Source organism: Streptosporangium sp. NBC_01469 (assembly GCF_036227305.1).
GTDB lineage: Bacteria > Actinomycetota > Actinomycetes > Streptosporangiales > Streptosporangiaceae > Streptosporangium.
On sequence record NZ_CP109465.1, the window covers coordinates 4,985,611 to 4,999,684 of the forward strand.

At 72.3% G+C, this 14,074-nt stretch carries 9 protein-coding genes; 8 read left to right on the top strand and 1 reads right to left on the bottom strand.

Annotated features, from left to right (window positions below; translation table 11 throughout):
• Position 1 precedes the first annotated feature (1 nt).
• The 7 genes from OG587_RS22250 (at position 2) to OG587_RS22280 (ending at position 13,251) form a co-directional block, all read left to right on the top strand.
• Complete coding sequence (locus tag OG587_RS22250) at positions 2–1,480, top strand: glutamate synthase subunit beta (protein WP_329093253.1); 1,479 nt, start codon at positions 2–4, stop codon at positions 1,478–1,480.
• A gap of 294 nt (positions 1,481–1,774) precedes the next feature.
• Positions 1,775–3,571 (top strand): S8 family peptidase, encoded by a 1,797-nt coding sequence (locus tag OG587_RS22255; protein ID WP_329093254.1) that lies wholly within the window; start codon positions 1,775–1,777, stop codon positions 3,569–3,571.
• A gap of 470 nt (positions 3,572–4,041) precedes the next feature.
• Positions 4,042–5,472, top strand: a complete 1,431-nt coding sequence (gene pyk, locus OG587_RS22260) for a pyruvate kinase (protein WP_329093255.1) — start codon at positions 4,042–4,044, stop codon at positions 5,470–5,472.
• Between the two features lie 286 nt (positions 5,473–5,758).
• Positions 5,759–6,073 carry an acyl carrier protein gene (locus OG587_RS22265; RefSeq protein ID WP_329093256.1) on the top strand — a complete coding sequence of 105 codons (315 nt, stop codon included), beginning with the start codon at positions 5,759–5,761 and terminating at the stop codon, positions 6,071–6,073.
• Positions 6,070–11,118, top strand: a complete 5,049-nt coding sequence (locus OG587_RS22270) for a non-ribosomal peptide synthetase (protein ID WP_329093257.1) — start codon at positions 6,070–6,072, stop codon at positions 11,116–11,118. The genes OG587_RS22265 and OG587_RS22270 overlap by 4 nt, the downstream gene beginning before the upstream one ends.
• A 238-nt stretch (positions 11,119–11,356) precedes the next feature.
• Positions 11,357–12,235, top strand: coding sequence for a thioesterase II family protein (locus tag OG587_RS22275; protein ID WP_329093258.1), 879 nt, complete (start codon positions 11,357–11,359; stop codon positions 12,233–12,235).
• Positions 12,214–13,251 carry an LLM class F420-dependent oxidoreductase gene (locus tag OG587_RS22280; protein ID WP_329093259.1) on the top strand — a complete coding sequence of 346 codons (1,038 nt, stop codon included), beginning with the start codon at positions 12,214–12,216 and terminating at the stop codon, positions 13,249–13,251. The genes OG587_RS22275 and OG587_RS22280 overlap by 22 nt, the downstream gene beginning before the upstream one ends.
• Positions 13,252–13,275: 24 nt before the next feature.
• On the opposite strand, the gene OG587_RS22285 is transcribed toward OG587_RS22280, so the two are convergent.
• Positions 13,276–13,740, bottom strand: a complete 465-nt coding sequence (locus tag OG587_RS22285) for a nuclear transport factor 2 family protein (protein ID WP_329093260.1) — start codon at positions 13,738–13,740, stop codon at positions 13,276–13,278.
• Positions 13,741–13,850: 110 nt separating this feature from the next.
• On the opposite strand from OG587_RS22285, the gene OG587_RS22290 reads away from it, so the two are divergent.
• The gene (locus tag OG587_RS22290; RefSeq protein ID WP_329093261.1) at positions 13,851–14,060 is read left to right on the top strand and encodes a hypothetical protein; all 210 of its coding nucleotides are present in this window, start codon (positions 13,851–13,853) and stop codon (positions 14,058–14,060) included.
• Positions 14,061–14,074: the final 14 nt, after the last annotated feature.

The window sequence follows — 14,074 nt, forward strand, 5'->3', positions numbered from 1 at the left end:
GATGGCTGACCCCAAGGGTTTCCTCGCTCACGGACGCGAGCTGCCGGCGCGCCGCCCGGTGGACGTGCGCATCCGCGACTGGCGCGAGGTCTACGAGGACTTCCCCAAGCCCGCGCTGACCAAGCAGGCCGCGCGGTGCATGGACTGCGGCATCCCGTTCTGTCACAACGGCTGCCCGCTGGGCAACCTGATCCCCGAGTGGAACGACCTGGTCTACCGGGACGACTGGCACGAGGCCATCGAGCGCCTGCACGCCACCAACAACTTCCCGGAGTTCACCGGCCGCCTGTGCCCGGCTCCGTGTGAGGCGGCGTGCGTGCTCGGCATCAACTCCGACCCGGTCGCGATCAAGCGGGTCGAGGTCGAGATCATCGACCGCGCCTTCGACGAGGGCTGGGTCACCCCCCAGCCCGCCGCCTCGAAGACCGGCAGGCGCGTCGCGGTCGTCGGCTCGGGCCCTGCGGGCCTGGCCGCCGCGCAGCAGCTCACCAGGGCAGGGCACGACGTGGTCGTGTTCGAGCGGGCCGACCGGATCGGCGGCCTGCTCCGCTACGGCATCCCCGAGTTCAAGATGGAGAAGCGGCACATCGACCGCCGTCTCGACCAGATGCGGGCCGAGGGCACCGAGTTCCGTACCGGCGTCAACGTCGGCGTGGACATCACGGCGGCGCGGCTGCGCGAGGAGTTCGACGCGATCGTCCTGGCCGGCGGCGCGACCCAGTGGCGGGACCTGCCCGTCGCCGGGCGCGACCTGAAGGGCGTCTACCAGGCGATGGAGTTCCTGCCGCCCTCCAACCGGGTCCAGGAGGGCGACTTCCCGGTCTCGCCGATCAGCGCCGAGGGCAAGCACGTCGTCGTGATCGGCGGCGGCGACACCGGCGCCGACTGCATCGGCACCGCGATCCGCCAGGGGGCCGCCTCGGTCACCCAGCTGGAGATCATGCCCCAGCCCCCGGCGAACCGTCCCGGCAGCCAGCCGTGGCCCACGTTCCCCATCCTGTTCAAGATGGAGAGCGCCCACGAGGAGCTGGCCGAGGGCGACGGCGCCCGGGTCTACGCGGTCTCCACCACCGAGTTCGTCGGCGACGCCGACGGCAACGTCAGGGCGCTGCGCCTGGTCGAGGTGGAGGGGCCGGCGGCCGGGTTCAAGCCGGTGCCCGGCTCCGAGCGGGAGATCCCGGCCGAGCTGGTCACGCTGTCGATGGGCTTCGTGGGCCCGGAGAAGAAGGGCCTGCTGGAGGAGCTCGCCGAGGTCGCCGGAGGCGAGTTCTTCGACGCCAGGGGCAACGTCGCCAGGGACAAGGGCTACATGTCCTCGGTCGACGGCGTCTTCGTCGCCGGGGACATGGGCCGCGGCCAGTCGCTGATCGTGTGGGCGATCGCCGAGGGCCGTTCGGCCGCCTCGGCCGCCGACCGCTACCTCACGGGCCGGACGGCCCTGCCGGTGGCGATCCCGCCGACGGCACGACCGCTGGTCTGACACGGCATGGCCGGTCCGGGTGTGTCATGGTTGGTTCATGCGCCCCCGGACCGGTTCGTGTGTGCCACGACTGATCTGGTCGGGCCGCGGTTGGTCTGGTGGGAACACGGCGGGTCTGAGCACATCACGCTTCCGGGGGCGGAGCCGTGCCCGGTATGCCCGGGAATCGTCCGCGTGCCGGATGTCTTACCAGCTGCTTACCGATAAAAACGCGCAGAGCGGGAGTTCGGATTGCTTTGGCGTACATATGCCTGAAAGATAAATGTCTTTGATCAGGCCAGGTGCGGAGGATCGATGAATCGCGGGATCAAAAGCCTGACGGGCGCGGCGACGGTGCTCGCCCTGGCGGCGACCCTCACGGCGGGAGCCCTGGGCGGGACCACGACGGCTGCGGGCCAGACCCGCGAATACCTGGTCTTCTACGCGGACGGCGCCCGCGACCGGGCGATCGGCGCGATCGGCGCGAGCGGCGGCACCGCCCTGTCGACCGACACCAGGATCGGCTACGTCCTCGCCAGCGGTCCCGGCCCCCGCTTCGTGGAGAGCCTGGCCGGCAGCGACGCCGTCGAGGGGGTCTCCTCCGACCGCAGGATCGGCTCCGCCACCGCGATCCCCGCCGCCCCCGCGACCAGGACCCCCGGTGCCGAGAGCGCCTCCGGGGCCGGGATCGCGACCAGCACCGAGGCCGGGACCGCGACCGGCACCAGGACCGCCTCCGAGGCCGCCTCCCAGGTCAGGACCCCGGTCGCCTTCCCCTCCGCCGACGCCCTCGGGCAGGCGGGCACCCCCGCCTCCACCGGTGCGCCGGAGCCGCTGGCCGGGCGGCAGTGGGACATGAAGATGATCGGCGCCACCGCGGAGGGCTCCTACGCCACCGAGCCCGGTGACAAGAAGGTGCTGGTCGGCGTCATCGACACCGGCATCGACGGCAAGCACCCCGACATCGCCCCCAACTTCAACCGCGCCCTGAGCCGCAACTTCGTGACCGACCGGCCCAAGGACCCCAACGGCAAGGCCCTCGACGGGCCCTGCGAGTTCAAGAGCTGCAAGGACCCGGTCGACTGGGACGACGACGGCCACGGCACCCACGTGGCCAGCACCATCGCCTCGCCGCTCAACGGCGTGGGCATCGCCGGGGTCGCCCCCCAGGTGTCCCTGGTGAACCTGCGCGCCGGCCAGGACTCGGGCCTGTTCTTCCTCAAGCCCAGCATCGACGCGCTCACCTACGCCGCCGACGCCGGGATCGACGTGGTCAACATGAGCTTCTACGTCGACCCGTGGCTGTTCAACTGCAAGGCCAACCCCGGCGACTCCAAGGCCGAGCAGCTGGAGCAGCGCGGCATCATCACCGGCATGCAGCGCGCCCTCGACTACGCCCGCAAGCGCGGCGTCACCCTGGTCAGCGCCATCGGCAACGGCGCCACCGACCTCGGCAGGCCCAGCAAGGACACGACGAGCCCCGACTACCCCAAGGACGCCGAGCGCACCCGCAAGGTCGACAACTCCTGCCTGAACGTCCCGGCCGAGTCCAAGGGCGTCATCTCGATCACCTCGGTGGGTCAGAGCGGGCGCAAGGCCTACTACTCCGACTACGGCGTCGAGCAGGCCGACCTGGCGGCCCCGGGCGGGGACGAGTTCGACGGCGGCGGCACGTACGACACCACCAGGGGCATCCTGGCCGCCGCGCCGGAGAACGCGCTCAAGGCCAAGGGGCAGATCGCCGCCGACGGCACGCCGAAGTCCGAGTCGATCATCCGGGACTGCGAGGGCGGCACCTGCGCCTACTACCAGTACCTCGTCGGCACCTCCATGGCGGCCCCGCACGCCACCGGCGTCGCCGCGATCCTGATCAGCCGCTTCGGCAAGCCCGGCAAGGGCGGTCTCACGATGCCCCCCGCGGACGTCCAGCGCCAGCTGTACTCCACCGCCACCGAGAAGGCCTGCCCCTCGCCGCGCGAGTACGCCTACAAGATCGACCTCGTGGTGGACACGGTGCACAAGTGCGAGGGTCCCAAGACGCGCAACGGCTTCTACGGCCACGGCGTCATCAGCGCCGAGAAGGCCGCCAAGGCCGCCCCCCTCGCTCCCTGACGGCCGGTCCCCGGGGCGCCCGCCGCTGCCGGCGGGCGCCTCGCCGACCGCCTTCGCCGGAGGGCTGCCCGGCCTCCACCTCAGGACGCCGGGCCTGCGGGAGGAGGGCGGCCTGCGCCCCTCGCCGCAGGGCATCGTCGTCGCCAAGGACGTATGGCTGCCGGGCATCGGCGCCGGGCCGGTCGCGGAGGAGGCCGTCCGCGACTGCCCCGGGACTTTCGGGACGCGCGGGGCTCCGGTGACCGGTGCGCCCGGGGACCTCCGCGACCGGCCCGCCCGGGACACGCGTTCAGGAGTGTTTTTTGTGAAATCCGGCCTCATGATTCTGGTGACGCCCGGCCTCCCGAGTGGGCCCAAGGGGCGATTCGCAACCTCCTGTTCATCCGGGGTAGCTTTGTGTCACCGAATTTTTCATCGGCGCTATGACCAACGTCACGACCAAGTGGTCTGTACCAATTAGGGTGGGATCCGTGACTCGTCGCGCGAAAATCGTCTGCACTCTCGGCCCCGCCACCTCCTCTCCCGAACGCCTCCGCGAACTCATCGCGGCCGGGATGGACGTGGCCCGTTTCAACCTCAGCCATGGCAGCCACGAGCTGCACAAGGAGGTTTACGACAGGGTGAGGGAGGCTGCCGCCGAGCTCGGGCGTGGCGTGGGTCTGCTGGCCGACCTCCAGGGCCCCAAGATCCGGGTCGGCAAGTTCGGTGAAGGCCCCGTCCGCCTCGGCTTCGGTGATGTCTTCACGATCACCACTGAGGAGGTCCCCGGCGACCGTGACCAGGTCTCCACGTCCTACCTGGGGCTCCCCAAGGACGTCAACCCCGGGGACAGCATCCTGGTCGACGACGGCCGCGTCCACCTGGAGGTGACCCGGGTCGACGGCCAGCGCGTCACCACCCGCGTGATCATCGGCGGCATGATCTCCGACAACAAGGGCCTCAACCTGCCCGGCGTCAACGTCAGCGCCCCCGTCCTGACCGACAAGGACGAGACCGACCTGCGCTGGGCGCTGCGCACCGGCTTCGACCTGGTCGCCCTCTCCTTCGTCAGGCGTCCCTCCGACGCCGACGTGGTGCGCAACATCATGGAGCAGGAGGGCATCCGCCTCCCGCTGCTCGCCAAGATCGAGAAGCCGCAGGCCGTGGAGCGGCTCCCGGAGATCATCGAGGCCTTCGACGGCATCATGGTCGCCCGCGGTGACCTCGGTGTCGAGCTGCCGCTGGAGGAGGTGCCCATCGTGCAGAAGCGCGCCATCGAGCTCTGCCGCGAGAAGGCCCGCCCGGTCATCGTCGCCACCCAGATGCTGGAGTCGATGATCACCTCCCCGCGTCCCACCCGCGCCGAGGCCTCCGACGTCGCCTACGCGGTGATGGACGGCGCCGACGCGGTCATGCTCTCCGGCGAGACCTCGGTCGGCAACTACCCCATCGAGGTCGTCGAGACGATGAGCCGCATCGCCACGACCGCGGAGAAGAGCTCCCTGCAGGCCACGCACAGCCTCGACCGGCTGCCGGAGACCACCGGCGGCGCCATCGCCCGCGCCGCGGCCGAGGTCGGCGCCATCGTCGGCGCCAAGGCGCTGGTGGCGTTCACCATGTCCGGTGAGACGGCCCGCCGCCTGGCCCGCTACCGCTCGCCGATCCCGCTGCTGGCGTTCACCTCCGCCCGCCACGTCCGCAACCAGCTCGCGCTGACCTGGGGCGTGGAGACCTTCGAGGTGCCGTTCGTCCACCACACCGACGACATGGTCCGCCAGGTGGAGGCCTCGCTGCTCGCGAACTCCCGTCTGGAGAAGGGCGACAAGGTCGTCATCGTCGCCGGTTCGCCTCCCGGCACCGCGGGTTCCACCAACGCCCTGCGCGTGCACACCATCGGGGCGGCGGTCTCCAACCCCGCCTGATCCGCGTGATCGCGTACGGCCACCGCTCCGGCGGTGGCCGTACGCGTTTCCGGGGCCTTCCGCGCGACCGCGTATTCACAAAAGCCGAAAAATACGCTCTTGTCGTGTCCGAATAGGTGTCAGAGGATCGGTGCATGGCATGCCCGAACGGGGCTCGCCTGGCGAATCGAACAAACTAAACGAAAGGCGCCGGATGATCCAGGGCAGTCGGCCGGTGGGAGCGGAGCGGCAACGCGAGGGGGACGAGGGGCGACCTTCAGGCCAACCGGGCCGCCCGGGGCAGCGCGTGTCGGCCGCGGACACGGTCGCGGAGATGATCGAGGCCCGCCTGGGCCGGACGGTCGATCCCGACGAGAACTTCTTCGAGGCCGGGCTCAACTCGATGGCGCTGGTCGAGCTGCACGCGGACATCACGGGGGTGCTCGGTATCGACATCCCGGTCACCTCGATGTTCACCCGGCCGAACGTGCGGGCCCTCAGCCGCCTCGTCGAGGGCGCGCAGGAACCCGTCAGGAGCGAACCCGCGCGCCTGCGCCCCGTCGGGGGCAGCCGCCGGGACGTGCGCGCCCGTATCCGCCGGGACGGCGGGGCGCCTCGGTGACGAATACCGCGCCGATCGCGGTGATCGGCATGGGCCCGCGTGCCCCGCTCTCTCCCGGTGCCCTCCCGATCGAGGTCGTCGAGGCCACCCTGGAGAACGCCGGACACGATCCCGCGCGCCCACCGCGCGGGTTCGCCGTCCACGACACGGCCGAGGCCGCCTGCCTGGCCCTCGCCCTGGGTTTCTGCGACCTCGTGGTCACCGTCTCGGGTTCGAGCCTGGGCGCCATCGCGGAACGGGGCACCGCGATCGCGCTCAGGCGCCTGGACGACGCTCTCCTCGACGGGGATCTGGTACGCGCCGTGGTCGAGGCGGTGGTCGGGGAAATGGTCGACTCCTCGCCCGGCGCCGTTCCCTCCCGCACCGGTCCGGCCCGCAGCGGGCCCGGTGGCGATCTGTCCGGAGGCGGTTCGACCGCGCGCCTGCGGGACCCGTTGAGGGTGAAGGAGGGATTCCCGCCGGTCCACCTTCCGGCGGACTCCCGGCCCCGCGTCGTCGCCTGGTCGGGACGTACGGCGGAGGAGGCCGACGCCGTACGGGAAAGCCTGGCGGGGTTCTTCGCCACCCTCGCCGCCGACCGGTTCGCCGACGCCGTGGCCGTCCTCCAGCGGGGCCGCACCCCGCATCCCGTACGCGGCGCGGTCGTGGCCGCCACCCCGGCGGAGGCGTCCGCCGCCCTCGCGAATCCGGTGGCCCCACCCGCGCACGAGCCGCCCCTCGGCGGTGCGGCCGAAACGGGCGTGAGATTCGTCTTCCCCGCCGGTGGCGCCGGACGGCTGGGGGCCTCGCTGTACGGGGTCGAGCGGTTGTTCAGCGAGGCGATGGACGTCTGCCTGGAAGGTTTCGAGCGGCACGGCGTCGATCTCTGCGACGCCTGGCTCACCGGGGAGCGTGACGACGACCCGGTGACGTTCGCGGTGACCTACTCCCTGGCGGCGACCCTGACCGGCTGGGGTGTCACCCCCCGGGGCTGTACGGGAGACGGTGTCGGCGAACTCACCGCCGCGGCCTTCTCGGGAACGCTGGAACTGGACGAGGCGATCGCCCGGGTGGCCGCCTCCGTCGCGGTGCCGGAGCAGGTGCCGGAGCAGGTGCCGGAGCAGGTGCCGGAGCAGGTGTCCGAGCAGGTGCCCGAAGCGGTGGCGGATGACGCGATGGCGGTGTCCGAGCCGGTGGCGGCCGACATCACGGCGCCCGAGCCGGTGCCCGGACCTGAAACGTTCCACGAGCCGGAGACCCGTCGCGAGGTGGTCCCGGGGCAGGGGGCCTCGCCCCGGGGGGAGACCGGGCCGGGAACCGCCGCTGCGGGAGGCACGCTGTCCCTCCTGGTCGGGACGGCGAGGACGGCGGCCGACGAGAGAACGATCGACTGCGGGGACGACCGCGGAGGTCTGCTCACGGCGCTCGCCCGGCTGTGGACGCTCGGCTGCCCGGTGGACTGGGTCGCCCTCGACCCCGACCACCCCCTGCAGCGCCTGCCCGTACCGGGAGGGCGTCGCCCCGCCCAGGTGACGCCCGCTCCCGACTCCGTACCGGCTTCCGAGGCGCGGGAACGTGAGAGCGCGCCGCGGGTCCCGGAGGGCCTGCCGGAGTCCGCCGAGCCGCTGCGCCGACCCGAGGCGGTTCCGTACTCGTTCTGGGTGCTGGAGCAGCTCGCCGGGTCGAGCGGGGTGTCCAATCTGGCGGTGGCGTTCAGGACCCGCGAGCCGCTGCGCAGGCTCCCGCTGCAGATCGCGGTGAACCGCCTGCTCAAGCGGCATCCGGCGCTGCGCCTGCGGTTCCCCGAGGTGGACGGCGCGCCCGTGCGGCACCTCACCGCCCCGAAGGACGCGCAGATCAAGCTGGTGAACGGGGAGACCACGGAGGAGACGCTGGTCGCCGACCTCCAGGGGTTCCTGGACGACCCCTTCGACCTGGGCCGCGACCTGCTCTTCCGGGCCGGGCACTTCGCGCTGCCCGACGGCGGCGGGAGCGTGGTCTGCCTGGTGGCCCACCACATCGTCATCGACGCCACCTCGATGCAGTTCCTCGTCGAGGAGCTGGGCGGCTTCTACGACGCGCAGACGAGCCAGGAGCCGCTCCCCGCCGCGCTCTCCGGCACCGCGCCCATGCTGGAGCCGGGGCAGGCGTCGCGGGAGTCGCTGGACTACTGGCTCGACCGGCTCAGGGACGTCGATCCGGCCGCGATGGTGCTCCCCGGCAGCAGGCCGTCGCCCGCCCGGCCCACCTTCGCCGGGCACACCTGTTCCTGGGAGGTGGACGCGGACACGCGGCGGGCGCTCGACACGTTGCGGACCGGCCTGCGCACCACCGACAACATCGTGCTGGCCGCCGCGTTCATGCTCACCCTGCGTGCCCACGGCGCCGGTCCCGAGCTGGTGGCCGCGATGCCGGTCACCACCAGGACGGCCGCGATGCGCGGCCATGTCGGCTACGGCGTCAGCACCCTGCCGATGCGGGTGCGCACCGACCCGGACGAGGGTTTCGCCGCCCTGGTCAGGCGGGTCGAGGACGTCTTCTTCGAGGGGGTCGAGCACGCGGACGCCTCGGTGGAGGCGGTGCTGGTCGAGCGCGGGCACGGTACCGGCGACTGGAGGGTGCCGCTGTTCCGGCACATGTTCAACTACCGGCCGTGGACCGACGACCAGGTCAGCATCCTGGGCTCCGTCCCCGAGTACGTCGAGGACCTGTTCGACCGCAGCCGCCTGGACCTGCAGTGCATCGCGGTGCAGGAGCCCGGCAGGCTCACGCTCAGGGTCTGGCACAGCACGGAGGTCCACGACGAGGCCGAGATCGCCGCGTTCGTCGCGCGGATGACCGCGCTGCTGCGGCGGGCCGCCGAGGACGCGCACCGGCCGCAGCGGGAGCTGGACTCCCTCTCCGCGGCCGACCGGCGGCTGCTCGACCGGCTCAACGACACCGCGCGGACCTGGGAGGGCCCGGCCACGCTGCTGGAGCGGATCGTCACCCGCACGGAGGGTGTCCGGGGGGTCACCCGAGAGGCCCGCACCGGGACGGCGGTCCGTGACGGTGATCGGGAAGCCGTCCGCGAGACCGGTACCGGGACGGTGACTCATGACGGTGACCCGGAGGTCACCCGAGAGGCCCGCACCGGGACGGCGGTCCGTGACGGTGATCGGGAAGCCGTCCGCGAGACCCGTACCGGGACGGCGACTCATGACGGTGACCCGGAGGTCACCCGAGAGGCCCGCACCGGGACGGCCGTCCGTGACGGTGATCGGGAAACGGTCCGCGAGACCCGCACCGGGACGGCGATCCGCGACGGCGACCGGGAGGTGACCTACGGCGAGCTGCTCGCCTGGGCGGCCATCGTCAGGGACACCCTCGTAGCGCGCGGCGCGGGCCCCGGCGACATCGTGGCACTCGGCCTGGGCCGTTCGGCGGAGATGGTCGCCGCCGTGCTCGGCGTCTGGGCGGCCGGAGCCGCCTACCTGCCGCTGGACCCGCGCCAGCCCGAGCTACGCCTGGCCTACCAGGTGGAGGACTGCGGGGCCCGCCTGGTCATCGCCGACTCCGAGGCTCCCTGGGCGGGTGAGGTCCCCGTACTCTCCATGCCGCAGGACCTCGCGTCCGCCGCCGGGACCGGAACCGATGCCGCCTCCGATGTCGGAACCGGGGCTGGAACCGATGCCACGTCCGGCGCTGATACGGCCGATCGCGATGGCGCGTCCGCGTACCGGCTGGATCCGGCCGAGGTCGCCGCGACGGTCACCGGGGAGTCGATCGCCTACGTGATCTACACCTCGGGGTCCACCGGGAGGCCCAAGGGGGTGGCCGTCACCCACGGCAACCTGGCCAACCTCGTCCTCGACTTCGCCGACCGGCTCGGGACGGGCCCGGCCGACGCGGTGCTGTGGTCCACCACGACCTCCTTCGACATCTCGGCACTGGAGCTGATGCTCCCGCTCACCGTCGGCGGCACCCTGGTCGTCGCCTCCGACGACGACCAGCTCCAGCCGCGCAGGTTCCTGGAGCTCATCGCGGCGCGGGATGTACGCGTCGTGCAGGCCACCCCGACGGCGTGGCGGCTCATCGCCCCCGAGGCGCGCGACGAGCTGGCCGGGCGCGTCGTGCTCTGCGGCGGAGAGCCCATGCCGGCCGCGCTCGCCACGGACCTGCTGGGCCTCGGCTGCCGGTTGTTCAACGTCTACGGGCCGACCGAGACGACCATCTGGTCCACCGCAGCCGAGATCCTCGGTCCTCCGGCCGACCCGGTGCCGATCGGGGTGCCGCTCGCCAACACCCGGATCTTCGTCAGGGACGCCGACGGGCGCGAGGCCCCGCCGGGCGTACCCGGCGAGCTGTGCGTGGCGGGCGACGGGGTGAGCGCCGGATACGTCAACCGGCCGGAACTGACCGCCGAGCGGTTCGGCGAGCACCCCCGCCACGGGCGCTTCTACCGGACCGGGGACACGGCCAGGCTCAGGCACGACGCGACCCTGGAGCTGCTGGGCCGCGACGACCGCCAGATCAAGCTGCGCGGGCACCGCATCGAGCTGGGCGAGATCGAGGCGGTGCTGCACCACCACGACGCCGTCAAGGTCGCGGCCGTCATCGTGCACGACGACCGGCTGGTGGCGTTCGTGCAGCCCACGGACCTGCCCGACGGGGAGACGGGAGCCGCGCTGCGGGAGGAGCTGTGGCGGTACGCGGGGACGCGGCTGCCGGACTACGCGGTCCCGTCGGGGATCGTGCTGGCCGGCGAGTTCCCGACGACCGCCAACGGCAAGATCGACTATCGGGGGCTGACCGTACCCGAGGAGGAGTCCGCGCCCGCCTCCCGCACCCCGGCGAGCTCGGAGCTCGCCGAGGGGGTGCTGCGGCTCTGGCGGGAGGCGCTGCGCCGCCCGGGACTCGGCGAGCACGACAACTTCTTCCTCAACGGGGGACACTCGGTGCTCGCCGTGCGGCTGATCGCCCCGCTGGAGGAGCTCGCGGGCCGGGCGATCAACGTCCGCGCGGTCTTCGACCATCCCACCCCGGCGGAGTTGGCCGCGTTCATCCAGGAAGGGGTGGGTTCTTGATTTCCGCTCCTTCGAAGCCGGGGCCCGGACTTCCCCGGGCCGAGGCCCGCACGCCTTGTCCCGGGATCGCGCTCCGTTCCGGAATCACGCCTTGTCCCGGAGAATCGCCGGGACCGCCGGCGTCCCCGTGGCCATGGGCCTCCCCGAAACCGCCATACTTCTCGCGACCGCCGTCCTTCTCGCGACCGCCGTCCTTCCCGGGGCCCGGATACGACGTCCTCACACTGGAGGGACCCAGATGACCGCGCCGTGGTTCGTACCGGTGGGGGAGCGGCCGGGGGGCCGGATCCGCCTGTACACCTTCCCCAACGCGGGCAGCGGCCCCGCCTCGCTCGTCGACCTGGCCGAGCGGTTCCCCGACGAGGTCGACGTGTGGTCGGTGAACCTCCCCGGCCGCCAGGCCAGGCTGGCCGAGCCGCCGATCGAGGACCTCGACGCGCTCGTCGACGTCCTGGCCCGCGACCTGCTGGCGACCGCCCGCGAGCCGTACGCGCTGTTCGGCTACTGCAGCGGCGCGCTGCTGGCCTACCTGGTCTGCCGCCGTCTGACCGAACTCGCCCCCGCCTCCGGACCGGCCGGGACCGGGCTCCCGGCGTCCGCCGGATCGGCGCCCTCGCCCGCACCCGCCGGGCCCGCCGGAGGCCCGTCACCGGAGTTCGCCGGATCGGGTTCCTCGTCCGGGGCCGGCCGGTGGCCGGAACGGCTCCTGGTGGGGTCCTTCGCCGCGCCGGACGTCACGCTCCTGCTGCGCAGGCTGCCGTCCCTGCCGTCGTGGCTGTTCTGGGACCAGCTGATCGAGCTCGGCGGCGTACCGGCGGAGGTGGCCGAGCGCGAGGTGCTCAGGCCGATCCTCGAACCCGCCCTCCGCGCCGACTTCGGGATGCTCGCCCGATACCGGCACCGGCAGGGGCCGCCGCTGCCCGTGCCCGTCACCGTCCTGTACGGCAGCCGCGACGGCTCCATGTCGCGCGGCGGCCTGCTCGGCTGGCGCAGGCAGAGCGTCCGGCGGCCGTCGATGCGCGAGCTCGACGCCTCACACTGGCTGGCCGAGGAGACCCCGGACCTGCTCGCCACCGTCATCGCAGAGGAGATCGGATGCGTCTCGGTTACAGCATGAGCTACTGGGGCGGTGCCGGGCTCGGTCCCGCCGACCACCTCACCCTGGTCCGCGAGGCCGAGCGGCTGGGCTACGAGTCGGTGTGGGCCGCCGAGACGTACGGCACCGACCCGGCGAGCCTGATGGCGTGGATCGCTGGTCAGACCGAGCGGATCGCGCTCGGTACCGGCGTGCTGCAGATGTCGGGCCGCAAGCCCGTGGTGGCGGCGATGACGGCCGCCACGATCGACCAGATCTCCGGCGGCCGGGCCCGGCTGGGCGTGGGCGTGTCGGGGCCCCAGGTCGTGGAGGGCTGGCACGGGGAGCGCTTCGACTGGCCGATGGCCCGCGCCCGCGACTACCTGTCGGTGCTGCGGCTGGCCCTGGAAGGCCGCCCGGTGAGCTATTCGGGCGAGACCATGACGCTGCCGCTCCCCGGCGGGCAGGGCAAGGAACTGTCCCTGGGCGTCTCCCCGGTCCAGAAGCACCTCCCCGTCTATCTCGGCGCGATGGGCCCGGAGACCACCGCGCTCGCCGGGGAGCTGGCCGACGGCTGGCTCGCGATCCACTTCCCGCCCGAGCACCTGGCGGAGCGCACGGCCCAGCTGCGCGCCGGAGCGGCGCGGGCGGGCCGCACCCTGGACGGCTTCGACGTCGCCCCGATGATTCTCACCCTCGTCGACGAGGACGAGGAACTGGCCTTCGACATGATGCGGCCCATGCTCGCCCTCTATCTGGGCGGCATGGGCTCGCGCCGTACCAACTTCTACAACCGCCTGGCCCGCTCCCTCGGCTTCGAGAAGGAGGCCGAGGCGATCCAGGAGGCGTTCCTGGGCGGACGGCAGGGCGAGGCGATGTCGCTGCTCCCGGACGGCCTGGTCGACGCGATGACGATGTGCGGGCCACCGGGCAAACTCCGCGAACGGGTCGCCGCCTACCGTGAGGCGGGCGCGACCTCCCTCGTCGTCGGCCTGGTCACCCCGACCCTCCGCCTCCGCCTGGAACAACTGGAACTGGTCGCCGACCTGGTCACCTGACCTGCCGGGTTCCCCGCCGCCGCGTCAGCAGGCTTGGGCGACGGCGGTGGGGTCCCAGTAGAACGGGCGGCATTCAAGCATGCGCCCGTCCCTGACGGTGATCAGCTGCAGGATCAGGGTGTCGACCTCCCTGCCGGTGGCGCGGGCACGGAAACGCACCCGGTTCCGCACCACGACGGTGTCGCCGTCACCCCAGTGTTCCTGCTCCAGGAACTCCATCGACTCCCAGACCTCGCTGAACGCGGCCAGGAACCGCTCCATGCCGTCATGCCCCCGCCAGGTCCCCGTCCCCGTGAACGGCAGCCCCGGGGCCTGGTGCAGCACGACCTCGGGATCCAGGTAGGCGGCGACCTCGCCATAGTCGGCCTTGCCGAACCCACCTGCGGTCACGTACGCGGCCTCGGCGGCGTAGAACCGCTCCATCACCGCCCAGGCGTCATCCCGTGACCGCCCGCCCGCCTGCTTCCCTGTCTTCTCCGTCGTGTTCATGATCCCAGCGTCCCCGGTACGCAGGCTCGGTGCTTGCGGTTATCGGACCTCTCGTTCTCTGTCTTCGACCCGCCGGAGGGAAACCTGTGGGTGCCGGAGAACGACTTTTCGTGCTCGGAGGACTGGCGGCGGCCTGGTCGAGGAGCGGGTTCGTCGTCCGGGTCGACGCGATGACGATGTGCGGGCCGTCAGGGAAGCTCCGCGAACGGGTCGCCGCCTACCGTGAGGCGGGCGCGACCTCCCTCGTCGTCGGCCTGGTCACCCCGACGCTCCGCCTCCGCCTGAAACAGCTGGAACTGGTCGCCGACCTGGTCACCTGAGCCGCCGGTTCCCC